This is a genomic window from Citrobacter sp. A316, from assembly GCF_002042945.1.
GTDB lineage: Bacteria > Pseudomonadota > Gammaproteobacteria > Enterobacterales > Enterobacteriaceae > Citrobacter > Citrobacter portucalensis.
The window spans coordinates 208,422-234,879 of record NZ_MVFZ01000004.1; the positions used below are offsets into that span (position 1 = coordinate 208,422).

General features: G+C 53.2%; 27 protein-coding genes and 1 tRNA gene. 12 read left to right on the top strand and 16 right to left on the bottom strand.

Annotated features, from left to right (window positions below; all coding sequences use genetic code 11):
• Nucleotides 1-279: 279 nt before the first annotated feature.
• From mepS to yejF, 6 genes are all read left to right on the top strand, one after another.
• On the top strand, nucleotides 280-849 hold the full coding sequence (mepS, locus tag BZK41_RS06985; RefSeq protein ID WP_003027474.1) for a bifunctional murein DD-endopeptidase/murein LD-carboxypeptidase: 570 nt from the start codon (nucleotides 280-282) through the stop codon (nucleotides 847-849).
• Between the two features lie 168 nt (nucleotides 850-1,017).
• A complete protein-coding gene (locus BZK41_RS06990) occupies nucleotides 1,018-2,577 on the top strand; it encodes a cyclic di-GMP phosphodiesterase (RefSeq protein ID WP_079937658.1) in 1,560 nt (519 codons plus the stop codon).
• A 100-nt stretch (nucleotides 2,578-2,677) separates the two neighbouring features.
• Nucleotides 2,678-4,492: an extracellular solute-binding protein gene (locus tag BZK41_RS06995; protein ID WP_079937659.1), complete on the top strand. Its 1,815-nt coding sequence runs from the start codon at nucleotides 2,678-2,680 to the stop codon at nucleotides 4,490-4,492.
• Complete coding sequence (locus BZK41_RS07000; RefSeq protein WP_003834575.1) at nucleotides 4,493-5,587, top strand: microcin C ABC transporter permease YejB; 1,095 nt, start codon at nucleotides 4,493-4,495, stop codon at nucleotides 5,585-5,587.
• Entirely contained in the window at nucleotides 5,587-6,612 is a 1,026-nt protein-coding gene (locus BZK41_RS07005; RefSeq protein WP_079937660.1) for an ABC transporter permease, read from the top strand. The genes BZK41_RS07000 and BZK41_RS07005 overlap by 1 nt, the downstream gene beginning before the upstream one ends.
• 1 nt (nucleotide 6,613) lies before the next feature.
• Nucleotides 6,614-8,203, top strand: a complete 1,590-nt coding sequence (gene yejF, locus BZK41_RS07010) for a microcin C ABC transporter ATP-binding protein YejF (RefSeq protein ID WP_079937661.1) — start codon at nucleotides 6,614-6,616, stop codon at nucleotides 8,201-8,203.
• Nucleotides 8,204-8,206: 3 nt separating this feature from the next.
• Here yejF and BZK41_RS07015 read toward each other — a convergent pair whose 3' ends face one another.
• The 3 genes from BZK41_RS07015 to rsuA all read right to left on the bottom strand — a co-directional run bounded on the left by BZK41_RS07015 (nucleotide 8,207) and on the right by rsuA (nucleotide 10,798).
• Entirely contained in the window at nucleotides 8,207-8,551 is a 345-nt protein-coding gene (locus BZK41_RS07015) for a YejG family protein (protein WP_085951589.1), read from the bottom strand.
• A gap of 333 nt (nucleotides 8,552-8,884) precedes the next feature.
• The gene (locus BZK41_RS07025; RefSeq protein ID WP_079937662.1) at nucleotides 8,885-10,075 is read right to left on the bottom strand and encodes a Bcr/CflA family multidrug efflux MFS transporter; all 1,191 of its coding nucleotides are present in this window, start codon (nucleotides 10,073-10,075) and stop codon (nucleotides 8,885-8,887) included.
• Nucleotides 10,076-10,090: 15 nt separating this feature from the next.
• Nucleotides 10,091-10,798, bottom strand: coding sequence for a 16S rRNA pseudouridine(516) synthase RsuA (rsuA, locus tag BZK41_RS07030; RefSeq protein WP_079937663.1), 708 nt, complete (start codon nucleotides 10,796-10,798; stop codon nucleotides 10,091-10,093).
• Between the two features lie 151 nt (nucleotides 10,799-10,949).
• Between rsuA and BZK41_RS07035 the strand changes: the two genes are divergently transcribed.
• On the top strand, nucleotides 10,950-12,710 hold the full coding sequence (locus BZK41_RS07035) for a DEAD/DEAH box helicase (RefSeq protein WP_079937725.1): 1,761 nt from the start codon (nucleotides 10,950-10,952) through the stop codon (nucleotides 12,708-12,710).
• A gap of 124 nt (nucleotides 12,711-12,834) precedes the next feature.
• The gene (gene rplY / locus BZK41_RS07040; protein ID WP_003027502.1) at nucleotides 12,835-13,119 is read left to right on the top strand and encodes a 50S ribosomal protein L25; all 285 of its coding nucleotides are present in this window, start codon (nucleotides 12,835-12,837) and stop codon (nucleotides 13,117-13,119) included.
• A gap of 120 nt (nucleotides 13,120-13,239) precedes the next feature.
• Here rplY and yejK read toward each other — a convergent pair whose 3' ends face one another.
• Nucleotides 13,240-14,247 carry a nucleoid-associated protein YejK gene (yejK, locus tag BZK41_RS07045; protein ID WP_003027504.1) on the bottom strand — a complete coding sequence of 336 codons (1,008 nt, stop codon included), beginning with the start codon at nucleotides 14,245-14,247 and terminating at the stop codon, nucleotides 13,240-13,242.
• A 134-nt stretch (nucleotides 14,248-14,381) separates the two neighbouring features.
• On the opposite strand from yejK, the gene BZK41_RS07050 reads away from it, so the two are divergent.
• From BZK41_RS07050 to narP, 4 genes are all read left to right on the top strand, one after another.
• A complete protein-coding gene (locus tag BZK41_RS07050; RefSeq protein ID WP_003027506.1) occupies nucleotides 14,382-14,609 on the top strand; it encodes a YejL family protein in 228 nt (75 codons plus the stop codon).
• A gap of 31 nt (nucleotides 14,610-14,640) precedes the next feature.
• Nucleotides 14,641-16,401, top strand: coding sequence for an LPS biosynthesis-modulating metalloenzyme YejM (gene yejM / locus BZK41_RS07055; RefSeq protein WP_079937664.1), 1,761 nt, complete (start codon nucleotides 14,641-14,643; stop codon nucleotides 16,399-16,401).
• A 74-nt stretch (nucleotides 16,402-16,475) separates the two neighbouring features.
• Nucleotides 16,476-16,552: transfer RNA gene (locus tag BZK41_RS07060), tRNA-Pro, on the top strand.
• 208 nt (nucleotides 16,553-16,760) lie between these two features.
• Nucleotides 16,761-17,408, top strand: coding sequence for a nitrate/nitrite response regulator protein NarP (narP, locus tag BZK41_RS07065; RefSeq protein WP_079937665.1), 648 nt, complete (start codon nucleotides 16,761-16,763; stop codon nucleotides 17,406-17,408).
• A 96-nt stretch (nucleotides 17,409-17,504) separates the two neighbouring features.
• On the opposite strand, the gene BZK41_RS07070 is transcribed toward narP, so the two are convergent.
• The 12 genes from BZK41_RS07070 to napG all read right to left on the bottom strand — a co-directional run bounded on the left by BZK41_RS07070 (nucleotide 17,505) and on the right by napG (nucleotide 26,456).
• Entirely contained in the window at nucleotides 17,505-18,554 is a 1,050-nt protein-coding gene (locus BZK41_RS07070) for a cytochrome c-type biogenesis protein CcmH (protein WP_079937666.1), read from the bottom strand.
• A complete protein-coding gene (gene dsbE, locus BZK41_RS07075) occupies nucleotides 18,551-19,108 on the bottom strand; it encodes a thiol:disulfide interchange protein DsbE (protein WP_003834613.1) in 558 nt (185 codons plus the stop codon). The genes BZK41_RS07070 and dsbE overlap by 4 nt, the downstream gene beginning before the upstream one ends.
• Complete coding sequence (locus BZK41_RS07080; protein ID WP_079937667.1) at nucleotides 19,105-21,060, bottom strand: heme lyase CcmF/NrfE family subunit; 1,956 nt, start codon at nucleotides 21,058-21,060, stop codon at nucleotides 19,105-19,107. Before BZK41_RS07080 ends, dsbE begins: the two co-directional genes overlap by 4 nt.
• Nucleotides 21,057-21,536: a cytochrome c maturation protein CcmE gene (ccmE, locus tag BZK41_RS07085; RefSeq protein ID WP_003834619.1), complete on the bottom strand. Its 480-nt coding sequence runs from the start codon at nucleotides 21,534-21,536 to the stop codon at nucleotides 21,057-21,059. The genes BZK41_RS07080 and ccmE overlap by 4 nt, the downstream gene beginning before the upstream one ends.
• Nucleotides 21,533-21,745, bottom strand: coding sequence for a heme exporter protein CcmD (gene ccmD, locus BZK41_RS07090; protein WP_048215892.1), 213 nt, complete (start codon nucleotides 21,743-21,745; stop codon nucleotides 21,533-21,535). The genes ccmE and ccmD overlap by 4 nt, the downstream gene beginning before the upstream one ends.
• Nucleotides 21,742-22,479 (bottom strand): heme ABC transporter permease, encoded by a 738-nt coding sequence (locus tag BZK41_RS07095; protein ID WP_032949675.1) that lies wholly within the window; start codon nucleotides 22,477-22,479, stop codon nucleotides 21,742-21,744. The genes ccmD and BZK41_RS07095 overlap by 4 nt, the downstream gene beginning before the upstream one ends.
• 76 nt (nucleotides 22,480-22,555) lie before the next feature.
• Nucleotides 22,556-23,215 carry a heme exporter protein CcmB gene (gene ccmB, locus BZK41_RS07100; protein WP_079937668.1) on the bottom strand — a complete coding sequence of 220 codons (660 nt, stop codon included), beginning with the start codon at nucleotides 23,213-23,215 and terminating at the stop codon, nucleotides 22,556-22,558.
• Nucleotides 23,212-23,832 (bottom strand): cytochrome c biogenesis heme-transporting ATPase CcmA, encoded by a 621-nt coding sequence (gene ccmA / locus BZK41_RS07105; protein WP_043017002.1) that lies wholly within the window; start codon nucleotides 23,830-23,832, stop codon nucleotides 23,212-23,214. The genes ccmB and ccmA overlap by 4 nt, the downstream gene beginning before the upstream one ends.
• A gap of 20 nt (nucleotides 23,833-23,852) precedes the next feature.
• Nucleotides 23,853-24,455, bottom strand: a complete 603-nt coding sequence (gene napC, locus BZK41_RS07110; RefSeq protein ID WP_003027548.1) for a cytochrome c-type protein NapC — start codon at nucleotides 24,453-24,455, stop codon at nucleotides 23,853-23,855.
• A gap of 9 nt (nucleotides 24,456-24,464) precedes the next feature.
• On the bottom strand, nucleotides 24,465-24,914 hold the full coding sequence (gene napB, locus BZK41_RS07115) for a nitrate reductase cytochrome c-type subunit (protein WP_003834627.1): 450 nt from the start codon (nucleotides 24,912-24,914) through the stop codon (nucleotides 24,465-24,467).
• Nucleotides 24,911-25,774 (bottom strand): quinol dehydrogenase ferredoxin subunit NapH, encoded by an 864-nt coding sequence (napH, locus tag BZK41_RS07120; protein WP_079937669.1) that lies wholly within the window; start codon nucleotides 25,772-25,774, stop codon nucleotides 24,911-24,913. The genes napB and napH overlap by 4 nt, the downstream gene beginning before the upstream one ends.
• Entirely contained in the window at nucleotides 25,761-26,456 is a 696-nt protein-coding gene (gene napG / locus BZK41_RS07125; RefSeq protein WP_003834629.1) for a ferredoxin-type protein NapG, read from the bottom strand. The genes napH and napG overlap by 14 nt, the downstream gene beginning before the upstream one ends.
• Nucleotides 26,457-26,458 lie beyond the last annotated feature (2 nt).

Consider the following 26,458-nt stretch of genomic DNA (forward strand, 5'->3'; position numbering starts at 1 on the left):
ATTGTTCTTAATTTAGACAATGCCGTTTATTCACTTTCTGTATCAATTTTTCTTATAAGAAATCACGTAAAATCACTCGCATTGACCGGAACGATCGGGTAATCTCGAACTCGTTTTGCCTCGCGGGATAATTATTCCCTTTCAGAATAAATTTGTGCGTTCTGCCACAGATTTGACCTTAAGGAATTGTCTCATCGTGCGATGGTAATTAGTCTCGTCACGTTTGGCATTTTTTATAACGATATTTATCGTTAAGGACTTCAAGGGAAAACAAACAAAATGGTCAAATCTCAACCGATTTTGAGATATATCTTGCGGGGCATACCCGCGATAGCAGTTGCGGTTCTGCTTTCTGCATGTAGCACAACGAACACCGCCAGGAATATGCATTCTGAGACGCATGCTGTGGGCAATGGAGATAACTCTTCACTGCAAGCCTCTCAGGATGAATTTGAAAATATGGTACGTAATATCGATGTTAAATCACGTATTATGGACCAGTATGCTGACTGGAAAGGCGTGCGTTACCGCCTTGGCGGCAGCACCAAAAAAGGTATTGATTGCTCAAGCTTCGTGCAGCGCACCTTCCGCGAGCAATTTGGTTTAGAGCTTCCGCGCTCAACCTATGAACAACAGGAAACGGGAAAATCCGTTTCGCGCACTAATCTGCGCACAGGCGATCTGGTTCTGTTCCGTGCGGGCTCTACCGGCCGTCACGTCGGTATTTATATCGGTAACAACCAGTTTGTGCATGCCTCGACCAGCAGTGGCGTTATCATTTCCAGCATGAACGAGCCTTACTGGAAAAAACGCTACAACGAAGCTCGCCGGGTTCTGAGCCGCAGTTAGTTTCGTTTGGCAGCTATCCCTTGGCTATCCTGATGAGACATATTGAAAAGCACTGCTTCGGCGGTGCTTTTTTGTTTCACCCTGCGACTAAGAAAAATCTCACAACATGAGTCATTTCAGGTTATATTCATACAGAATAAGCGGTTAAATCAGGTAAAATAAGGATCTATGTTCAGACGCTCTTCTTCATCCGGTCGGAAAATCCTGCTTTCCTGTATGTTAACGGGGCTTATCGTCGCAATACTCGTGAGTACCCTGCAGTTTTTCGTCACCTGGCATAAACGAGAAGTTAAGTACGAAACGCTGCTTGCCGATATACAGAATTATGTCAGTAGTTACTTTGCAGATCTCAAAACCACCACAGAAGCGCTTCAACCCCTGCTGGAAAAGAACTGCCAGCAAGTCGCTGCAAAACTTACCTCCAGTGCGGCTTTTAACCTCAACGTTCGTGCTTTTTTGCTGGTAAAAGACGGTATTGCTTTTTGCTCCTCCGCAACAGGTGCAATGAACTCCCCCATTTTGTCGCTGATCCCCAAGCTGAATATCAACAAAGATGTTGATGTGGAAATACTGTCCGGGACGCCCATGATGCCGGATAAACCCGCGATAATGATTTGGCACCGCAATCACTCACTCCATAACAGCGGCGTATTTTCTTCATTGAATATCAACCTGGCGCCCTATCTGCTTTATACCGCCCGTGAAGATAATTTTAATGGTATTGCCGTTATTGCTGGCGACACGGCTATTTCAACATTTTCATCCCGAATTATGGACGTCTCAGCGCTGCCTAAAACACCATGGCGCCAGGCGACGCTTAAAGAGGTGCCGCTGAAGATTCGTTTGTATGCGCAAGAGTGGACGTACAACGACATCTGGTACGCGATTATGTTGGGATGTATGGCCGGGATTATCACCGGGGTTCTCCTCTGGTACTACATCTACAGCATCCGTTTACGCCCAGGCAAAGATATCCTCAACGCCATCAAACATAACCAGTTTTATGTGGTGTACCAGCCAGTCGTAGAGATGCAGACGCTGGAAGTGAAAGGCGTCGAGGTCCTGTTACGTTGGAATCACCCAACAACGGGCGAGATCCCACCGGATGCCTTTATTCATTACGCTGAATCACAGAAAATGATTGTCCCGCTGACTCAGCATCTCTTTAAGTTGATCGCCCAGGATGCCCCGACGCTGCAAAAGGTATTTCCCGCTGGCGCAAAATTGGGGATCAATATCGCGCCATCGCATCTGCATGGCGAGACGTTTAAAGACGACATTCGGCACCTGCACGCTTCGCTTCCCGCAAACTATTTTCAGATAGTACTGGAAATCACTGAACGAGATATGCTCAATCAGCACGAGGCCACAAAGCTATTTGAATGGCTGCATTCCGCAGGTTTTGAAATTGCGATTGATGATTTTGGGACCGGTCATAGTGCGCTTATTTATCTGGAACGGTTTACCGTTGACTACCTGAAAATCGATCGCGGGTTTATTAACGCCATTGGGACGGAAACACTGACTTCTCCGGTACTGGACGCCGTGTTGACACTTTCTAAACGTCTTAATATGCTGACGGTTGCGGAAGGGGTAGAAACTCCTGAGCAAGCCCGTTGGCTGCGCGATCGTGGGGTGCATTTTTTCCAGGGGTACTGGATTAGCCGACCATTACAGCTTGCTGATTTTGTGCGTTGGATGGCACAGCCCAATAAGCCGACGTGGTGATCGCAGTATGCGATTCATATACTCTCACTCGCCGCTACATCCCTTATCTTTCAGGCATGATGCCCGTCGGGTTGTGGCAGGAAAAGGAAATCGCTTTTATATGATCCCTCGCCTACTGCTGCTGTTTATCGCCCTCATCGGGTTTAGCGTCCAGGCGCAATCCATCAAAGAAAGCTATGCGTTTGCCGTACTGGGTGAACCGAAGTACGCGTTTAACTTTAACCACTTTGATTACGTCAACCCAGCCGCCCCCAAAGGCGGGCAAATCACCCTCTCCGCGATTGGTACGTTCGATAACTTCAACCGCTATGCGATGCGTGGCAATCCCGGCGCGCGTACCGAAACGCTGTACGATACGCTATTTACCACCTCTGACGACGAGCCTGGTAGCTATTATCCGCTCATTGCCGACAGCGCACGCTATGCTGACGACTATTCCTGGGTAGAAATTGCCATTAATCCGCGCGCGCGTTTTCACGATGGCTCACCCATTACCGCCCGCGACGTCGCATTCACCTTCCACAAATTTATGACTGAAGGCGTGCCGCAGTTTCGTCTGGTCTACAAGGGAACAACGGTAAAAGCCATCTCGCCATTAACCGTACGCATTGAATTAGCCAAACCGGGTAAAGAGGACATGCTCAGCCTGTTTTCATTACCCGTGATGCCAGAGAAGTACTGGAAAGATCATAAGCTCAGCGATCCCTTATCATCGCCACCGCTCGCCAGCGGCCCTTATCGCATTACTAAATGGAAGATGGGCCAGTATATTGTCTATTCGCGCGTCAAAGATTATTGGGCCGCTAATCTGCCCGTCAATCGTGGACGCTGGAACTTTGATACCATCCGCTACGACTACTATCTGGATGATAACGTCGCCTTTGAAGCGTTTAAGGCCGGTGCGTTTGATCTGCGTCTTGAAAATGATGCCAAAAACTGGGCGACACATTATACCGGGAAAAATTTCGCGAATCACTACATCATCAAAGATGAACAAAAGAACGAATCCGCCCAGGATACCCGCTGGCTTGCATTTAATATTCAGCGCCCGGTATTCAGCGACCGACGGGTGCGGGAAGCCATCACCTTGGCCTTTGATTTTGAATGGATGAATAAAGCGCTGTTCTATAACGCCTGGAGCCGGACCAACAGCTATTTTCAGAATACCGAATATGCCGCGACAAAATACCCCGACGCGGATGAGTTGGTGATACTCGCGCCCTTGAAAAAAGATCTCCCCCCTGAGGTCTTTAGCCAAATCTATCAGCCGCCAAAATCAAAAGGCGATGGCTACGATCGCGACAATCTGTTGAAAGCCGATACCTTACTGGAACAGGCCGGGTGGGTACTAAAGGGTCAGCAGCGTGTAAATAGCGCCAGCGGTAAACCTCTGAGCTTTGAACTGTTGCTCCCGGCGGGCAGCAACAGTCAATGGGTGCTGCCGTTTCAGCACAACCTGCAGCGCTTAGGTATTACGATGAATATCCGCCAGGTGGATAACTCACAAATCACGAACCGCCTGCGCAGTCGCGACTATGACATGATGCCGAGGTTGTATCGTGCGATGCCGTGGCCGAGTTCAGACCTGCAAATTCTCTGGGCCTCTCAATATATTGACTCCAGCTACAACGCCCCCGGAGTACAAAGCCCGGTGATTGATAAACTGATCGACCAAATCATCGCGGCGCAAGGCGACAAAGCCAAATTGATCTCACTGGGCCGGGCACTGGACAGGGTATTAACCTGGAACTACTACATGTTGCCGATGTGGTTTATGGCAGAGGATCGCATTGCATGGTGGGATAAATTTTCACATCCTGCTATTCGCCCAATTTATACTATTGGCCTCGACAACTGGTGGTATGACGTCAACAAAGCGGCGAAGCTGCCCGCAGCCAGGCGGCAGGGAGAATAAATGGGCGCTTATCTGATTCGACGTCTGCTGCTGGTGATCCCGACGCTTTGGGCCATCATCACCATCAACTTTTTTATCGTGCAGATAGCCCCCGGCGGTCCAGTAGAGCAGGCTGTCGCCGCTATTGAGTTCGGACAAAGTGGGGCATTACCCGGCGCGGGTAGCGAAGGCGTTCGCGCCAGCCACGCGCAAACCGGCGTGGGTAACATCAGCGACAGTAATTATCGAGGCGGCCGGGGTCTTGACCCGGAGGTGATAGCCGAAATCACTCGCCGCTATGGGTTCGATAAGCCCATCCATGAGCGTTACTTCAAAATGCTCTGGGATTATATTCGTTTCGATTTCGGTGACAGCCTGTTTCGTAGCGCCTCGGTGCTGACGCTTATCAAAGACAGCCTGCCTGTTTCCGTCACGCTGGGGCTGTGGAGTACGCTCATCATCTATCTGGTGTCGATACCGCTTGGGATCCGCAAAGCGGTGCATAACGGCAGCCGGTTTGATGTCTGGAGCAGCGCGTTTATTATTATCGGCTATGCCATACCGGCCTTTCTGTTTGCCATTTTGCTGATCGTCTTTTTTGCCGGGGGAAGCTACTACGACCTGTTCCCGCTTCGCGGGCTGGTTTCCGCCAATTTTGACTCCCTGCCCTGGTATCAGAAAGTAACCGACTACCTTTGGCATATCACCCTGCCGGTGCTGGCGACGGTGGTTGGCGGGTTTGCCGCGCTGACGATGCTGACCAAGAACTCATTTCTGGATGAGGTGCGCAAACAATATGTCGTCACCGCACGCGCTAAAGGGGTCAGCGAGAAAAATATTCTGTGGAAACATGTGTTTCGCAATGCCATGTTGCTGGTGATCGCCGGCTTCCCGGCAACGTTTATCAGCATGTTTTTTACCGGCTCACTGCTGATTGAAGTGATGTTCTCGCTTAACGGCCTGGGATTGCTGGGTTATGAATCCACCGTATCACGCGACTACCCGGTAATGTTTGGCACGCTCTATATCTTCACCCTGATCGGTCTGCTGCTGAATATCCTCAGCGACATCAGCTATACGCTGGTCGATCCTCGTATTGATTTTGAGGGACGCTAATGTCGCGATTAAGCCCCGTCAATCAGGCCCGCTGGGCGCGCTTTCGCCACAACCGTCGCGGCTACTGGTCGCTGTGGATTTTTCTGGTGCTGTTCGGTCTTAGTCTGTGTTCAGAACTAATTGCCAATGATAAGCCGCTACTGGTGCGCTACGACAATAGCTGGTATTTCCCCCTGTTCAAAAACTACAGTGAAAGCGACTTCGGCGGACCACTTGCGACCCGGGCTGATTATCAGGATCCGTGGCTACAGCAGCGCCTGGAAAACCAGGGCTGGATCCTGTGGGCACCAATACGCTTTGGGGCCACCAGCATTAACTTTGCCACCGATAAGCCCTTCCCTTCCCCGCCTTCTGCACAAAACTGGCTGGGGACAGACGCCAACGGCGGTGATGTACTGGCACGCATCCTCTACGGCACACGTATTTCTGTCTTGTTTGGTCTAATGCTCACCCTCTGTTCGAGCGTGATGGGCATTATGGCTGGCGCAATTCAGGGCTATTATGGCGGCAAGGTGGACCTGTGGGGGCAACGATTCATTGAAGTGTGGTCAGGAATGCCAACGCTGTTTCTCATCATTCTATTGTCGAGCGTGGTCCAGCCTAACTTCTGGTGGCTGCTGGGTATTACCGTGCTGTTTGGCTGGATGAGCCTGGTTGGCGTGGTGCGAGCGGAATTTTTACGTACACGAAACTTTGATTACATTCGAGCTGCCCAAGCGCTAGGCGTAAGCGATCGCAGTATTATTCTGCGTCATATGCTGCCCAACGCGATGGTTGCGGCCCTGACCTTTTTACCGTTTATTTTATGCGCCTCGATAACCACCCTGACCTCACTGGATTTTCTTGGGTTCGGCTTACCGCTTGGCTCGCCATCACTGGGAGAACTCCTGTTACAGGGTAAAAACAACCTGCAGGCACCGTGGCTTGGCATCACCGCGTTCATCTCCGTTGCCCTGCTACTATCGCTACTGATCTTTATTGGTGAAGCGGTACGCGATGCGTTTGATCCCAACAAGGCGATTTAAGATGACACAACCTCTGTTAGCCATTGAGAATTTATCGGTTGGTTTTCGTCAACAAGAGACCGTGCGCACCGTAGTCAATGCCCTCTCACTACGGGTTGATGCCGGACAAACGCTGGCGCTGGTGGGCGAGTCTGGCTCGGGAAAAAGCGTGACCGCGCTTTCTATCCTACGGTTGTTACCGTCCCCTCCGGTAGTTTACCTTTCCGGGGACATCCGTTTTCATGGTGAATCATTACTTCACGCCAACGAGCAGACGCTTCGCGGCGTACGGGGGAATAAAATCGCCATGATTTTCCAGGAGCCGATGGTGTCACTGAACCCACTCCACAATCTGGAAAAACAGCTTTATGAAGTGCTGTCGCTGCATCGGGGAATGCGTCGGGAGGCGGCACGGGCAGAAATTCTGACCTGTCTGGATCGCGTCGGCATCCGTCAGGCGGCCAAACGCCTGGCAGACTACCCGCACCAGCTTTCCGGCGGTGAACGCCAGCGTGTGATGATCGCCATGGCACTGCTGACACGACCAGAGCTGCTTATTGCTGATGAACCGACTACCGCGCTGGACGTTTCCGTACAGGCGCAGATCCTGCAACTGCTGAGGGAACTACAGCGTGAGCTGAACATGGGATTACTGTTCATCACCCACAACCTGAGCATTGTGAAAAAGCTGGCCGATACCGTAGCGGTCATGCAAAACGGTCAGTGTGTGGAGCAAAATAAAGCAGTACAACTGCTCGCTGCGCCAACGCATCCCTACACGCAGAAGTTGCTAAACAGTGAACCTTCCGGCGACCCGGTACCTTTGCCTGTCGGACAAGCCCCGCTGCTGGAAGTGGAAAAACTCCGCGTCGCCTTTCCTATCCGCAAAGGTATCCTGAAGCGCGTGGTGGACCACAACGTCGTCGTTAACGACGTCAGTTTTTCCCTTCGGCCCGGTGAAACGCTGGGGCTGGTTGGAGAGTCAGGCTCCGGAAAAAGCACCACCGGGCTGGCACTTCTGCGGTTAATCACCTCACAGGGAAGCATTGTGTTCGATGGTCTGGCGCTGCATACCTTAAATCGTCGCCAGCTGTTACCGGTCCGACACCGCATTCAGGTAGTGTTTCAGGATCCCAACTCCTCGCTGAACCCACGCCTGAGCGTGCTACAGATTATCGAGGAGGGGTTGCGCGTTCATCAGCCTACCCTGTCAGCTGAACAGCGCGAGGCACAGGTGAAAGCGGTGATGGAGGAAGTGGGATTGGATAGCGAAACACGGCATCGTTATCCTGCGGAGTTTTCTGGCGGGCAACGCCAACGCATTGCTATTGCCAGGGCATTAATTCTTAAACCTTCCCTGATCATTCTGGATGAACCAACATCATCGCTCGACAGAACCGTGCAGGCGCAAATCCTGACGCTGTTAAAGTCGTTACAGGAAAAGCATCGCCTGGCTTATATTTTTATCAGCCATGATTTGCACGTAGTAAGCGCGTTATGCCATCAGGTTATTGTGCTAAGGCAGGGAGAGGTCGTGGAACAAGGGCAATGCGAGCACGTATTTAACGCACCACAGCAGGCCTATACGCGTCAGCTGCTCGCGCTAAGCTGACGCTCAAAAAGGATTGTTGTTTGAAAACGGTTCTGCGATAGCCACGCCGAAGTTTTTCAGTCTGCAGGTCGCGGCAAATTCGTCCTGGCGATTCACAAACAGGCACGGCTCTCCTTCACATTCCAGTACGGAACAAGGAACCTCGATATCACTGAGGGCCTGGCTGAGCTTATGCATGACTGACCACGCGCTGTCACCATCAGGGCTGAGCAATTTGAGCGCCACCAGGCTGTTCTCATTACTCTGACCGTTTTGCGGAATCGGTTCAACTTTCGAACCTGCGAAACCCACCGACCAACGATAGCTCTGCGGCAGACGATGAACGATTGAGAGTTGTAATGTCATCACTTTCTTTCCCTGGAAGCACAATCACTTCACAATTATTTTACATCAATATTAACACATCATTGACAATACGTCTTTAGACAGTTGGTAAACGTTTACACCCTGTCTTTATGCAGCTTTTCAAACCCGGTAATTAAAATTATTCAATGGTTCTGGCATATTTCCGGGCTATATGTACTCGTTTCTGCGATCTAACTCAACCTTTTTAACTACAATGATGTGACTTTTTACATAAATTGATTTTACATAAAATAAACATAAGCGGGGGAAATGATAGATTTGCGGTTGATGTACATCAACTCTGGAGACCTTATGGCCCCCAGGTTGTGTATTAGATCACCGTTTTTGGGCGCGACTGGCGTAAAGATAGAAGAGAATTGAGCAGGTAGCGCAAAATGCGATCGACCATATCATTGGCCAGGCCGAGTTAAAGGTCGCCAGAGACAACAGCGCCCCAACGATGGCGCCAATGCCGAAGCGGAATGTCCCAGCCAGCGATGACGCCGTTCCCGCCATATGCGGAAATTCATCCAGAATAACCGCCATGGCGTTAGATGACACCATCGACACACAGCCAACAAACGCCGCAACGCCCACGACCAGGGCCCAGAACCCCAGCCCAAACAGTGCGCTAAAGACCATCCATCCCGCCATCACGAACTGGATCCACAGACCGGTACGGAACATATTCAATGCCCCAACCCGACGCACAAAGCGGCTGTTGATGATAGTCATCACGAACAGGAATACGATGTTCAGTGCGAAGTAATAACCGAAATGCTGCGGTGAAACGTGGTTGATCTCAATGTAGACAAAGGGTCCGGCGCTCAGAAACGAGAACATCCCGGCAAAGCTGAACCCGCTGGCCAGCATATAGCTCAACACACGTTTATGACGAAACAGCGAGGCAAAGTTGCCCATAGTTGTACGCAGACGAAACGGCTGACGACGCTCTACAGGCAGGGTCTCTTTGATCAGCGTAAAGATCATCACCGACGCCAGAACTGCCGCCATGGCGAGGATCCAAAAGATATAGTGCCAGCTCAGCCATACCAGCACCCAACCACCTACGATAGGTGCCAACAAGGGCGCAATTGTCGTAACCAGCATGACGAATGACATCATGCGCGAGAACTCTTCCTTCGGATAGATATCGCGCATCAGGGCGTTGATAACCACGCTCGCCGCCGCGGCAGCCAGACCGTGGAAGAAACGCATCACGATCAGTTGATCGATAGTTTGCGCCAGGGCGCAGGCAACTGCCGCCGCCGCAAACACCAGCGTCCCGCCCAGAATCACCGGCTTGCGCCCAATGCTGTCTGCCATTGGACCATAGAGCAACTGCCCCACTGCAAACCCCAGAATATAGGTACTGAGGGTCATCTGCGCGCTACCCGCAGGTACACCAAACTGTTCTGAGATGACAGGTAGCGCCGGAAGATACATATCAATCGACAACGGCATCAGCATGGCTAACAAGCCAAGGATAAAGACAATGGCAATTGACGAGTTCTGCCGGGTGGTCACATTTAGCTCCTGAAATTAACGCGGGGTTAAGTTAACGCTGGCGATTTCTTCTTCGGTCAATGGACGGTATTCACCCGGCTCCAGATCATCATCCAGCCTGATGTCACCAATCCGTTCACGGTGCAGTTCCACAACGTGGTTACCCACCGCGGCAAACATACGTTTTACCTGATGATAGCGCCCTTCGCTGATGGTCAATCGCACCTGAGTTGGCGTGATGACCTCCAGAACAGCCGGTTTGGTCAGGTCTTTCTCATTATGCAACTGTACGCCATGGGCAAACTGCTCGGCGGTATCGTCCGCCACTGGCGACTCCAGCGTCACCAGGTAGGTTTTCTCACAATGATGACGAGGAGAGGTGATGCGGTGCGACCACTGGCCATCATCGGTCATCAGTACCAGTCCGGTGGTGTCGATATCCAGGCGTCCTGCCGCATGCAGTTTGTAGGCAACCGGTTCATCAAGGAAATAGAGCACTGTCGGGTGATCCGGGTCATCCGTTGAGCAAACATAACCCTGAGGCTTATTCAGCATAAAATAGCGCGGGCCATTTTGTTGAACCAGGGAATTGCCGTCATATTCGACGTCGTGTTCTGGTAGCAGCTTAAACGCGCTATTTCTGACGATTTCGCCGTCGACGGTAACGCGGTTAGCACGGATCTCACGCCCGGCAATAGCGCGGCTGACGCCGAGTTGCTGAGCGATAAATTTATCAAGTCGCATGAGTGTGATTTTTGCCTGTAAAAATACGAGAAGCGGGTTTACGCCCGAAAAGTGGGACTATTATCCGCCCAGTATAGCGGTGTTACACCATCCCTCAAGGGAAATGATTCATGGCATACTATACATTGTTGCTGTTTACCTTAATGAGCCCATGATTTTTACACTTCGCCCGTACCAAAAAGAAGCCGTGGACGCCACGCTCAACCATTTTCGCCACCACCGCACCCCGGCAGTTATCGTCCTGCCAACCGGCGCGGGCAAAAGTCTGGTGATTGCTGAACTGGCCCGCGTGGCACGTGGTCGCGTACTGGTACTGGCGCATGTCAAAGAACTGGTCGCACAAAACCATGCCAAATATTGCGCACTGGGGCTGGAGGCCGATATTTTTGCCGCAGGCCTGAAGCGTAAAGAGAGCCACGGGAAAGTGGTATTTGGCAGCGTACAGTCGGTAGCGCGTAATCTGGAGGCCTTTCAGGGTGAGTTCTCCCTGCTGATCGTCGATGAATGCCATCGTATTGGCGATGATGAAGAGAGTCAGTATCAGCAAATCCTCACTCACCTGACTAAAGTAAATCCCCACTTACGTCTGCTCGGGCTTACCGCCACACCTTTTCGTTTGGGCAAGGGCTGGATTTATCATTTTCATTATCATGGTATGGTGCGCGGCGATGAAAAAGCGCTTTTTCGCGACTGCATTTATGAATTACCGCTGCGCTACATGATTAAACACGGCTACCTGACGCCGCCAGAACGCCTCGATATGCCGGTCGTGCAGTATGACTTTAGCCGCCTGCAGGCGCAGAGTAACGGCCTGTTTAGCGAAGCGGATCTGAATCAGGAGCTAAAAAAGCAGCAGCGAATAACGCCGCATATCATCAGCCAGATTATCGAGTTTGCCCAAACTCGCAAAGGGGTGATGATTTTCGCCGCCACCGTTGAGCACGCCAAAGAAATTCTGGGTCTGCTGCCCGCTGACGACGCTGCGCTAATCACCGGAGATACGCCAGGCGCTGAGCGCGATGTGCTGATTGAAGAGTTCAAAGCCCAGCGCTTTCGCTATCTGGTGAATGTGTCGGTCCTGACCACCGGCTTCGACGCTCCGCACGTCGACCTTATCGCCATTCTGCGCCCAACGGAGTCAGTTAGCCTTTACCAACAAATTGTCGGCCGCGGGCTGCGTCTGGCCCCGGGTAAAACCGACTGTCTGATCCTCGATTACGCCGGCAACCCGCACGATCTGTACGCACCGGAAGTGGGTGCGCCGAAAGGGAAAAGCGACAACGTTCCGGTACAGGTGTTCTGCCCTGCCTGTGGGTTTGCGAATACCTTCTGGGGCAAAACAACGGCAGACGGCACGCTGATTGAACACTTTGGCCGCCGCTGTCAGGGGTGGTTTGAAGATGATGACGGCCATCGCGAACAGTGCGATTTTCGTTTCCGTTTTAAAAACTGCCCACAGTGCAACGCGGAAAATGACATCGCCGCCCGCCGTTGTCGCGAGTGCGATACGGTGCTGGTAGACCCGGATGACATGTTGAAAGCCGCGCTCAGACTCAAAGATGCGCTGGTCTTGCGCTGTAGCGGTATGGTGCTACAAAGTGGCCTGGATGAAAAAGGCGAATGGCTGAAAATCACTTATTACGATGAGGATGGCGCCGACGTCAGCGAACGCTTTCGCCTGCATACTCCCGCGCAGCGAACAGCCTTCGAGCAACTATTTATTCGCCCGCATACCCGAACACCCGGCATACCCTTACGCTGGATAACCGCCACCGATATCCTCCATCAGCAGGCGTTATTACGTCATCCTGATTTCGTGGTGGCGCGTATGAAAGGTCAGTACTGGCAGGTCCGTGAAAAGGTCTTCGATTATGAAGGACGCTTTCGTCGGGCACATGAATTACGCGGTTAATCGTACTTTTGATTGATGTACCAGCCGTTTGAGTATAGAATCTCGCCCGCTTTTGCATACGCAAAGCAGATCACTTACCTGTTGCTGGGTCGCCTGTAGCAGGAATTATTAAAGAGAGATTTAAATGTTTACTATCAACGCTGAAGTACGTAAAGAGCAGGGTAAGGGTGCGAGCCGCCGCCTGCGTGCCGCTAACAAGTTCCCGGCAATCATCTACGGTGGCGCAGAAGCCCCGATTGCTATCGAACTGGATCACGATGCAGTTATGAACATGCAAGCTAAAGCTGAATTCTACAGCGAAGTTCTGACCATCGTTGTTGACGGTAAAGAAGTTAAAGTTAAAGCTCAGGCTGTACAGCGTCACCCGTTCAAGCCGAAGCTGTCCCACATCGACTTCGTTCGCGCGTAATCGCAAACAAGTTGAAGAAAAACCCCGCCTTGGCGGGGTTTTTTTATGGGATTTTGTCATTGATACCGATGGTTCTCGTCGACCGGATAAGGCGTTTACGCTCTCACCCGGCAAACGGTTTTATTTCCCGCCCGACGTGCGGCGCTGCAGCTGGTCGCGCAGGTTCGGCGGCGTACCTTTGATGGTCAAAGTATCTGTAGCCGGATCCCAGAAAATACGTTCACCCAGTAACATGGCGTCGAAGTTAATGGTTAACCCACCGCCGCTGCCGGCAAATTTGGTTAACTGACGCAGCGTACTGCGATCCGCCGGGAAGCTCTCTTCCAGCTCGTAGCCTTTATCAGCGGTAAATTCGCTGAAGCTAACTTCACTGACGCCGGAAAGCTCTTTAGACAACGACTCCAGTTCGATCTCTTCACCAGCCTGCAGCTGCTCGTTGCAGTAGCTGTACACCTGCTGGCGCACGTTCTGGCGTTCCGCTTTATCGAGTTGCGCCTCGGCAGTAAAGTCATCGACCGCCTGCAGCAGGCCACGGTTTTGCGCCTTGGCGTTCAGACCTTCGCTGGCACCGAGGAAATCCATAAAGAAATCGGCAACTTTGCGCCCTACCCGCCCTTTCAGGAACGTCAGATAGCGCGTGGACTCCGGGTTGGTTTCCCACTCGGTTAAATCAATGCGCGCCACGATGTCCGCATGATTGATATCCAGATAGTGCGTCGGATTGATATCCAGATTTTCATTGACGCGCATGCTGCTTAAATTGTTCAGCACGGCGACCAACAGATACTCTACCGCCAGATAGCGGTAATGACAGAACAGGACAATGCCGCCGTCGGCAAAAGGATATTTCGCCAACTCGTCCCGCAAGCGTCCGGTCGCGGCACGACTAAATGCCAGAAAATCCTCTTCGCCCTGACGCTGTAAACGCAGCGTTTGTGCCAGTTCACTCTCTTCGCTAAACAGGCCATAGGCTTTATTCTTGGCGCTATACACCCGATGCAGCTCAGCCATCATATCGACAACCGTCGCTGTCGGTTCCAGTAATGAATCGCGCAAGACCAGCTCAAGATTCTGCTCGTCACGTTTGATAAGCTGGTGCAGGGCAATCTGGTTGATATCCAGACTCATGATAAACTCTCCTTTTAGACCGGGCGGTATTCAACCACCTGCCGGGCAGTGACGCAATAGAAGATAAAAAAGCAGAAAAAAAACTGTCTGTACGGTAATATGTTGCCCTTTCATGAACAGACTGATTTCGATTTATGCCACAAATTTCCCGCTATAGTGACGAACACGTTGAACAACTGCTGAATGAGATGCTCAACGTACTGGAAAAACATAAGGCGCCGACCGACCTTTCCCTGATGGTACTGGGAAATATGGTGACTAACCTTATCAATACAAGCATCGCACCGGCCCAGCGCCAGGCGATTGCCAACTCTTTTGCCCGCGCATTGCAGTCTTCGGTAAACGACGACCAAGCGCATTAAGAGCCTGCTCCGGGGAAACGAACAACAGTTTATGGTAACTCATCGTCAGCGCTACCGTGAGAAAGTCTCCCAGATGGTTAGCTGGGGGCACTGGTTTGCCTTGTTCAACATTCTGTTGGCCATGGTTCTCGGTAGCCGTTACCTGTTTGTCGCCGACTGGCCGACAACCCTTGCAGGTCGTGTATATTCCTACCTGAGTGTTGTCGGGCATTTTAGCTTTCTGGTGTTTGCCACCTATCTGCTAATCCTGTTTCCCCTGACGTTTATCGTCATGTCCCAGAGGCTGATGCGATTCTTATCAGCTATTCTGGCGACGGCTGGCATGACGTTGTTGTTAATCGACAGCGAAGTTTTCACCCGCTTCCACCTGCACCTCAACCCGATCGTTTGGGAACTGGTCATTAATCCTGATCAGAACGAAGTGGCGCGTGACTGGCAACTGTTGTTTATCAGTGTGCCGGTTATTCTGTTAATAGAAATGTTGTTTGCGACCTGGAGCTGGCAAAAGCTGCGCAGCCTGACGCGTCGTCGCCATTTCGCCAAACCGTTAGCGGCATTCTTCTTCGTTTCTTTTATCGCCTCGCATGTGGTGTATATCTGGGCAGATGCCAATTTCTATCGCCCGATTACCATGCAGCGCGCAAACCTGCCGCTCTCTTACCCGATGACGGCGCGTAAGTTTCTGGAAAAACATGGTCTGCTGGATGCGCAAGAGTATCAGCGTCGCCTGATCGAACAGGGCAATCCGGAAGCGGTTTCCGTGCAGTACCCGCTCAGCGAACTGCACTATCGCGATATGGGCACCGGCCAGAACGTTCTGCTGATCACCGTAGACGGCCTGAACTACTCACGCTTTGAAAAACAGATGCCTGCGCTGGCTGAGTTCGCCGGGCAGAATATCTCCTTTACGCGTCACATGAGCTCAGGCAACACCACGGATAACGGGATCTTTGGCCTGTTCTATGGTGTATCACCAAGCTACATGGATGGCATTTTGTCGACCCGAACGCCTGCGGCGCTGATCTCTGCACTGAACCAGCAGGGTTATCAGTTAGGGCTATTCTCCTCGGATGGCTTTACCAGCCCGCTTTATCGCCAGGCGCTGCTGTCAGATTTCTCTATGCCGAGCGTGCAAACACAATCTGACGAGCAAACTGCAAACCAATGGATCAACTGGCTGGGACGCTACGCGCAGGAAGATAATCGCTGGTTCTCCTGGGTATCCTTTAACGGGACAAACCTTGATGACAGCAACCAGAAAAACTTTGCCAAACGCTACGCCAGCGCCGCTCAGGGTGTGGATGCCAATATTAACCGTGTTCTTAGCGCCCTGCGCGACTCGGGTAAACTGGACAACACTGTGGTGATTATTACCGCTGGCCGCGGTGTGCCGCTGACGCAGGAAGAGAACAACTTCGCCTGGTCTCGCGGTCATCTGCAGGTTCCTCTGGTTATTCACTGGCCGGGAACGCCTGCCCAGCGCATCAATAGTCTGACCGATCATACAGACCTGATGACGACGCTGATGCAGCGCCTGCTGCACGTCAGCACGCCGGCTAACGAATACTCGCAGGGGCAGGATTTGTTCAATGCTACACGTCGCCATTACTGGGTGACCGCCGCCGACGGCAGCACGATGGCCGTGACTACGCCAGAGATGACGCTGGTGCTGAACAACAACGGAAATTATCAGACCTATGATTTACGTGGCGAGAAAATAAAAGATCAGAAACCGCAGCTCAGCCTGCTGCTACAGGTTCTGACGGATGAGAAACGATTTATTGCTAACTGATTAATTATAAATCAGTTAGTGAGGCATCCTCTTGCATTCGTAGCGGAAAGCAGTAGTATTAGCAGCCATAGCGTCGGCACGTAGCGCAGCCTGGTAGCGCACCGTCATGGGGTGTCGGGGGTCGGAGGTTCAAATCCTCTCGTGCCGACCAAAAATCCCAAAAAAAACCAACCCTTGTGGTTGGTTTTTTTATGTCTGCGATTCTGTATTCCTGAGTATTACCACCACCTTCAGCACAGGTTTTACTACTTACCCATGCACAAATTGGGGTAAAATTTATCCTCTCATTAGCGCGATGAATCTGGACGATTGATGCGCTGAAAACAATAATGATACTAATAAAAACTCAGGAGAATAGTATGCCTGAAGCAACGCCTTTTCGGGTGCTGATTGTTGACGACCACCCACTCATGCGGCGGGGAATTAGTCAATTATTGCAACTGGATCCCGCATTTGACGTAGTCGCGGAAGCGGGTGACGGTGCCAGTGCTATCGATCTGGCAAACCGTCTGGACCTTGATGTGATCCTGCTGGATCTCAATATGAAAGGTATGAGCGGGCTGGACACTCTGAATGCGCTGCGTCGGGATGGCGTCACCGCGCAAATTATTATTCTTACCGTATCGGATGCCGCCAGCGATGTGTACGCCTTAATTGATGCCGGCGCGGATGGTTATTTACTGAAAGATAGCGATCCTGAAGTCCTGCTGGAAGCCATTCGCAGCGGTGCCAAAGGCGGAAAAGCTTTTAGCACACGCGTCAGCGAATATCTGCGCGAACGTGACCTGTTCGGCGCACAAGAAGATCCGTTCAGTATTCTCACCGAACGTGAACTGGATGTGTTGCATGAACTTGCTCAGGGACTGTCGAACAAGCAGATTGCATCAGTGCTGAATATTTCCGAACAGACGGTGAAAGTGCATATTCGCAACCTGCTGCGCAAACTCAACGTGCGTTCTCGCGTTGCTGCCACCATCCTGTTTTTGCAAACGCGCGGCATGCAGTAATCAATGAAATGCCGGATCACGACGCAACAGCGTCTTATCCGGCCTACAAAGCCCGCACAGGCCCGAAAGCAGCACGCCTTCGGGCAATCTGGACTCTTACTTATCCTGCGGCGTTAGCTGCTCCATCGCCTGCTTAATGCTGCGTTCTATCACCGCCCTACGGGTATCATTGGCCGGTAATAATTTCAGCATCATCTCCCAGGCAGCAACCGCCTCGCCAAAGCGTTGCTGTTCAAAAGCGTTAAACGCGTACATGCTGAGAACCCGCACGTTGGCATGTTCGCCGCGCACCAGCTGGCGTAACAGCTCCCCTCCCCGGCGATTATCGTCAGGATCGGATGAACGAGTCAGTGCTTCCGCATAACCCAGCGCCGCATCGCTGTTTTTAGGATCCAGTCGATAGGCATTGGCATAGGCTTCAGTGGCCGTACTGGCGTTACCGAGTACCATGCCAATACGCCCAAGCATGATCCAGCCTTCAACGTTTGTAGGATCGGCCTGGAGGCGCGTGCGCAGCCCCAGCGCCAGACGTGTCATATCTTCTTCATTGAGCGGGTCAGCTTTCGGATCCAACGCACGTTCAAGCAGCGCCGGAGCCTGAGCGGTGGCCTGCTGCCAGACCTGAACCTGCTTATAACTGCCGGTTTCATAATAGCTCACCGCGCCAACGATCAGCGCCACCACGATGCCGGGCACAAATAACCCAAATCCACCGCGCTTGCCATCCGGGATAACGTCATCAGGAAACTCTTCCTGTTTCACCCGGACACGTCGGCGGGTACGGGCGAAAATGATCCAGCCCCCCAGGCCAATCGCGACCACCGGCATCACCCACAAAAGCACTGTAAGCGGCGTCAACGGTGGATCGTAAGTGACGAAGTTGCCGTAGCGCGCCACCATGTAGTCGACAATCTCTTTCTGACTTTTTCCTTCCTGCATCAGTTCGTACACTTTCTGGCGCAGGTCAGTGGCAATCATCGAGTTAGAATCGGCAATGCTGTTGTTCTGACATTTAGGACAGCGCAGCTGTTCGGTAAGCTGACGGAACTGCTGCTCCTGCGCTTCATCCTTAAACTGCATCACGTCGATAGTCGCCAGCGCAGATCCCGAGATAACCAGCATTAGCAGGCCCAGTAAAAATCTCATTGCGCAGCCTCCTTACTGTACTTATCCCACAACGGTTTGATCTCGCTCTCCCACACCCTGGCATTCAAATCACCGGCATGGCGATAGCGAATAATACCTTTACCGTCGATCAGGAACGTTTCCGGCGCACCGTACACGCCAAGATCCAGACCAAGCATACCGTCGCCATCAAACAGGCTTAATGAGTAAGGATTACCCAGCTCTTTCAGCCAGACAATGGCTTTCTGACGATCGTCTTTATAGTTCAGACCCACCACCCGCACGCCTTGTGCAGACAGCTGGTTCAGATACTGATGTTCGGCACGACAGGTCGGACACCAGGTCGCCCAGACGTTCAGTAGTACCGGTTTGCCTTGCGTCAGCACATCGGCCTGATAATGCTGACCCGGATTTTCCAGCGACTCCAGGCGGAATGTCGGAACGGGTTTGCCGATCAGCGCCGATTCCAGATTCGTGGGATCGTCCCCCTGGGCGTTACGCGCCAGCTGCCACAGCAGCGCCGCCGCAATGATCAGAAAAATAATAAACGGAATTAACAGTGCGTTGCGCTTCATACAGCCTCCGACGCATTTTTTTGCACCGCGGCGCGAGGGCGCGTGCGCTGACGATAGCGTGGATCAAACAGACAGAACAATCCGCCCAGCGCCATCAGCAATCCTCCGGCCCAAATCCAGCGAATAAACGGTTTGTAGTACAGGCGCACAGCCCATGCGCCGTTATCCAGTTCTTCACCCAGCGCAGCGTACAGATCGCGCGTGAATCCGCCGTCAATTGCTGCTTCGGTCATCATCGAACTGGTGCTGTTATAGAAGCGTTTTTCCGCGTGCAGCGTGGCTTCCGGTTTACCATCTCGGGTAACGCCAATAATGGCGACACCGCCCCGGTAGTTAGGTCCGGTAATATCTTTCACTTCGCGGAACGTGAACTGATAGTTATGGATACTGACGCTATCACCCGCTTTCATGCGCACATCGCGTTCAACGCTGTAGTTCTGGCTAAAGGCAATACCGACAATAGTTATCGCCAGCCCAACGTGGCCCGACACCATGCCCCAATAGCTTGGTGTTAACTTCGTTCCGCGGGAAACACGCAGGAATGCTTCGGACATCGCCAGCACGAATATCCAGCACGCCATCGCCAGACCTACCACCGTCATAGCGGCAATGCGATCCTCAAATAGCCACGGCAGCAGCAGCGACAGAACAAGCGTGGTGACAAACGCGATAATCAGTAACGTTTTCAGTTTACGCGGTCGGTCACGGCCCCAGCGCACTAATGGCCCAATTCCCAGCAGCAGTGCGAACGGCGCCATCAGCCAGGTAAACATGGTGTTGAAGAACGGTTCGCCAATCGAAATACTGCCCAGCCCCAGCTGTTTGTGCACCAGCGGCAGCAGCGTGCCCAAGAGCACCACCAGCATCGCGGCAATCAGCAGAACGTTATTGCCCAACAGCAGAGATTCACGCGACCACAGCGCGTTGTTTACCCGTGAGCGGACCTTGTGACCGCGCACCGCAAACAGCAGCAGAGAGCCGCCAATCACCAATACCATAAAGGCCAGAATAAACATCCCGCGCGACGGATCGGAGGCGAAAGCATGCACTGATACCAGCACGCCGGAGCGCACCAGGAAAGTCCCCAACAGGCAAAGCGAGAATGCGCAGATGGACAGCAGCAGCGTCCAGGCTTTAAAGCTGGCACGCTGTTCGGTTACCGACAGCGAGTGCATCAACGCCGTTCCCACCAGCCATGGCATAAACGAGGCGTTCTCAACCGGATCCCAGAACCACCAGCCGCCCCAGCCCAGCTCGTAATAGGCCCAGGCCGAACCGAGCACAATGCCCAGCGTCAGGAACACCCACGCCGCCAGCGTCCACGGACGCGAAAAACGGGCGAAGGTACTGTCCAGTCGTCCGCTCATCAGCGCGGCAATCGCAAACGCGAAGGCCACGGAGAAACCGACATACCCCATGTACAGCAACGGCGGATGGAAAATCAGCCCCGGATCCTGCAACAACGGGTTCAGGTCACGCCCTTCAATAGGGAAGTTGGGCAACGTACGGGCAAACGGGTTGGAGGTAAACAGAATAAACAGCAGGAAGCCAACGCTGACCATCCCCATCACTGCCAGCACGCGGGCAACGATATCCAGCGGCATACGCTGACTGAACGCCGCAACGGCGAACGTCCAACCGCTCATCAGCAATACCCATAGAAGCAGAGAGCCTTCATGGGCACCCCAGGTTGCTGCCACCCGATACCAGACCGGAAGCTGGGTATTGGAGTTACTGGCAACGTAGGTGACGGTAAAGTCATTAACCACGAAGGCATTGACCAGAATCAGGAACGCCCCCATCACGCAGATAAACAGAACCCAGGCAAAAGGCCGCGCGGAGGCCATCATTCGCACGTCGCCGCGCGCTACGCCCCACAGCGGATAGACCGACAGCAGTAACGCCACGCCTAGTGCAAGGCACAACAGCGCATTGCCAATTTCAGGCATCATGACGTTTTATCCTTATAAACACTTTCCGGGCGACGGTGGTTTTCCTGCATCGCTTTTTCGACTTCCGGCGGGGTGTAATTCTCATCATGTTTAGCAAGTACTTCTTTGGCCTGCACATGATTTCCCTCGTCCAGCTCGCCCTGAACAACGACGCCCTGCCCTTCGCGGAACAGATCCGGCAGAATGCCTTCATAGGTGACATCCACCACACCTTCGGCGTCATAGATGCTGAAATTCACCTTCAACGACTGCGGATCGCGCTTTACGCTACCGGGCATCACCATTCCGCCCACGCGCAGGCGCTGACCGACTTCGGGCATCTGCTGCGTTTCGCGCTTACCGTAGAGTATCTCTCCCGGCGTATAGAACAGGTCAATATTAGAACGCAGCGCATAAAGAACCAGCGTAATGGTCAAAGCCAGACCCGCCAGTACCGCACAGGCTATCCATAACCGATTTTTACGTCGAATATTCACGCCGCCTCCCGTTGCACTTGCGCCGCACGCATACGCGCTTCTCTCGCCCGCTGCTGCGCCACACCGCGTAAAATTGCGCGATGTTGTAACGTAGAATGCAATACCAGCACCACCAGCGGGATTACGCTCATCGCTACAGCAAGCCAGACATACAAGGCGTAGCCGCCCATCGCGAAAAAATCACTCCATGATGCAAATGCAGGGGTCATTGGCGGCCTCTTTTTAAGATCAGTTCGCTCACCCACGGGCGGCGTTTTTCCATCATCAAAATCAGGTTACGCATGCGCATCAGCGCCAGCGTGACAAACAGTAACAGGTAGCCGACGATCGCCAGACGCAGCGGCGTACGCATCGCCGGATCGATGCTTTGCTGCATGCGGGTAGACCCCTGATGCAGCGTATTCCACCACTCAACCGAGTAGTGGATAATCGGTAAGTTGACCACGCCAATCAGCACCAGAATACCGGCGGCACGACCTGCCAGACGGCGGTCGTCAAAGGCATGCCACAGCGCAATGGCGCCAACGTAGAGAAACAGCAGCACCAGTTCAGAGGTGAGTCGGGCATCCCAGACCCACCAGGTTCCCCACATCGGTTTGCCCCATGCGGAGCCGGTCACCAGCGCAATAAAGGTAAACACTGCACCAATCGGCGCCATCGCAGCCAGTGCCAGATTGGCCATTTTCATCTGCCAGACCAGGCCGATAAACGCGGCAACGGCCATCGAGGCATAAATGCCCATCGACCAGATTGCCGCCGGAACGTGCAGATAAATAATGCGATAGCTTTGCCCCTGCTGGTAATCCGCAGGCGCGAAACCAAAGCCCCAGATCCATCCCGTTATCAGTACCACCGCACTGGCAATCGCCAGCCACGGGATAAACCAGCCACAGATCTGATAGAGCCGAGGGGGCATCGCCAATTGATGAAGTGTTTTCCACATAGTTCAGTCACCAGACTCCATAAATTAAAATCCGTTGTGCCAGAGCGCCTTGCCCGGCCTACACATCTAATTCTCGTTACTGCACGCTTATCCGTAACGCCGCGGCTGTGGCAAACGGGCTTAACGTGGCGCTGCCGACCAGCAACGCACCCAGAATTGCCATGTACCCTTCAACCGGTAAGTGCATGGAAGCCGCATCCATCGCGGCGGTTGCAAAAATCAGTAAGGGTATGGTGAGCGGGAGCACCAGCACGCTTAACAACACGCCGCCGCGCTTTAAACCCACCGTCAACCCCACCCCCGGCGCACCGAGGAAGCCCAGCGTCGGCGTGCCGAGTAACAACGTCAGCGCCATAATTTTCCAGCCGTACATATCCATGCCCAGCAGCAGCGCCACCAACGGCGAGAGGATCAACAGCGGCAGGCCGGTCACGACCCAGTGCGCCATCACTTTCGCCAGCACCACGGCCGGTAGCGGTATCGGCAGCAGCATAAGTTGCTCAAGGCTGCCGTCCTGCAGATCATCACGAAACAGGCGTTCCAACGCCAGCAACGACGCCAGCAGCGCCGCAACCCAAATGATGCCCGGTGCAATGCGCGCCAGTAGCTGCGGCTCCGGCCCAATGCTCAGGGGGAACAGCGTAATAACAATCAGGAAGAACCATAAAGGATTGGCGATTTCCGCACTATGACGAAACGCAACTCGCAGTTCTAAACGGAAGATTCGCCACATCATTGCGTTGCCCTCTCGCTGGTCAGCGCAATACGTCGCACTTTATCGGTTTCGACATTGAGCGGTTGGTGGGTGGTGAGAATAACAATGCCGCCCTGCTCCGTATGCTGGGCCATACGCTGAGTCAGTCGCTCAACGCCGTTCACATCAATGGCGGTAAAGGGTTCATCGAGGATCCACAGCCGGGCGCGTGTCAGCCACAAACGGGCCAGCGCCACGCGCCGCTGTTGTCCGGCGGAGAGCTGGTTCACCGGGATATCTTCATATCCGGCAAGTCCCGCCTGCGCCAGAGCAGCCAGACACTGTGCAATGTCGCCGTCATGATGGAAGAAACGCAGGTTCTCCAACGCCGAAAGCCGGGTTTTTATCCCCGGCTGATGTCCGATCCACAGCAGTTGCTGATGGTAGCTGTCCCGCACGTGATGCAGCGGCTGCTCTTGCCAGCAAACCTCCCCTGCATCGGGACGCGCCAGCCCGGTAAGCAACCGCAGCAGAGTGGTTTTCCCTGCGCCGTTGCTGCCGGTAATTTGTACCCATTCCCCTGCGTTGACGCGAAATGACAAATCGCTAAACAGTATTCTGTCATCCCGCTCGCAAAGTAACTCTCTGGCTTCAAGCATACCTGGTTATCTACATCCTGTTAAAAGCCCGGTTTGACTTCGCGCATATCAGGCAGTTTGTGCGCTATCCCTTTATGACAGTCAATACAGGTTTGCCCGTCTTTCACGGCCTGGTCGTGCATTTTGGCCGCAACGCCTTTCTGGGCGGTTAAATCCATAAACTCGAAGTTGTGACAGTTTCGGCACTCTTGCGAATTATTATCTTTCATACGCCGCCACTCATTTTGCGCCATCGTCAGACGATGGTCTTCAAATTTCTGCGGTGTATCTATCAACCCCAGTGCTTTCGCGTACAGCTCTTTACTGGCCTTGATCTTACGAATCATTTTCGGGCCCCACTCATGCGGGACGTGGCAATCAGGGCAAGTTGCTCGCACACCACTGCGGTTGTTGTAGTGTACGGTTTCCATGTATTCCTGGTATACCGTATTGCGCATTTCGTGACAGCTAATGCAGAACTCTTCTGTATTGGCCTTTTCCATACCGGTATTAAAGCCGCCCCAGAAAATAATGCCGCCCACAAAGCCGATTAACAACAGCGTGCCGAGCGCCAGACGGCTGGGGCGACGCCACCATTGCCAGACGCGCTTAATCCAGCCTGGTTTACGGTTAGAATTTTCCATAATGACCTCTTATTTCCCGTAACCTTTCGAGGGGGTGAAGGTATTTTCAACAATCGGCGCGGCGTCAGCCTGCGGAACGTGACATTGCAGACAGAAATAACGACGCGGCGCAACTTCAGCCAATACCTTGCCGTCGCTGTCCATAAAGTGCGTCGGACTGATGCGCGGCGCACCGGTGGTGCGATAGCTTTCCACACCGTGGCATTGCAGGCAGCGGTTAGTGTTGGTCGTCACCTGATACCCTTCAACGCTATGCGGAACCATCGGCGGCTGATTCACATAGTTCAGCGGCATGCGCTCTTGCTCTTTCGGCATGCGAATCGCCCCTTCCTGTGTTCCCGAGACTTCCGGTGACTGACTCAGATCCACTCCATTTGCAGCCCAAACAGCCCCACTGACGACCAGGGCAAGCAGGGCCGTCCATTGACACAGCGTCTTAATCAGGTCATGGCTTTTCATGATTTCGCTCCCGAACTCCATCGTGTTGTTATTGTAAAAACATCCTCAGAACAGACATCCACACAGCGACCGCAGGCCATGCAATCGCGGCTGGTTACCTGCACCGGACTTTGCTCATCCAGCACCGGCGCACGTAGCACATGCGGTTCCGGGCAAACATGAAAACAATCCATACAGCGGTTACATCTGTTACGTTCTTTTGCCGAAACGGTTAATGCACCTTTACTTCCCACCATGCTATACAGCGCACCCAGTGGGCAAAGATGCCCGCACCAGCCATGCTCAACGACCAGTAAATCAAATAAAAACAGCGCGAGGATCAGCAGCGCTCCGCTACCGAATCCCATTACCAGGCTCCGTCCAAGCAGAGAGACTGGATTTATCCACTCCCACAGCAGCGTACCGGTCAGGGCGGAACCGACCAGGATAACCACCAGCAGGACGTACCGTATATGGCGCGGTAGGGTTGCGGACTGATTCAGGTCAAACCTTCTGCGCAACCAACTGGCTAAATCGGTAACCGGGTTCATGGGACAAACCCAGCTACAAAACAGTCGCTTACCAGCCATGGCATACAGCACCGTGATGATGGCTGCCCCCGTTAACGCGACCGTCGCCGGCAGATGCCCGCTAGCCAGACTTTGCAGAGTAATCAGCGGATCGGTGAACGGGATAGCGTCCAGCAACAGGCTGCTACTGTAGTTGCCATGCAGGATCCACACGCCAAGCCACGGGCCGCTCAGGAACATCGCCAATATCAGAAACTGACTCAGACGACGCAGCAGCAGCCAGCGATGACTCCTCCACCATCCTTTTTTTGCCTGCGCTTCACGCCCGGCATCACGTTTACGATTTGCCATTGTTCCCCTCCAGCCAACCGAAGCGGTAATGGTGTCCTAACTCCCCTTTCGCCAGCGACAGCGGCAGCACTTTTATTGCTGGCTGTTCCAGTACGCAGACTTTTTCGCATTTCCCACAGCCGGTACAGGCATCGCTGTGCACGGTCGGAATAAACCGCGCATGCTTGCCGGTACGCATGTTGCGGTCCAGCTCCAGGGTGATCGCCTCATCAATTTTCGGGCACTCGCGATAGCAAACGTCGCAGCGTAATCCCTGATAGTTGAGGCAGTTTTCGTGATCCAGCAGTACCGCCAGCCCCATACGCGAATCGTCAATGGATTCAATTTCCCTGTCCAACGCGCCGCTCGGGCAGACTTTGGCGCAAGGAATGTCCTCACACATTTCGCAGGGAATATCACGGGCGACAAAATATGGCGTACCGGCCGCCAGCCCGGAGGCCAACGTTGCCAGTTTCAGCGTGTCATACGGACACGCCTGAACGCACTGACCGCAACGTACGCAGGCGCTGGCGAATGCCTCCTCGCTCAGTGCACCTGGCGGGCGCAACCGCACGCCGGTTGCGCGTGCGGTTTGTTGTTGCAACCCCAGCGCCACGCCAACGACAGCCAGCCCGCCCGCTGCACGAACCATATCGCGCAGAAAGCGGCGGCGGCCATTTTGGGGTTTTGCTGACCGGGACATAA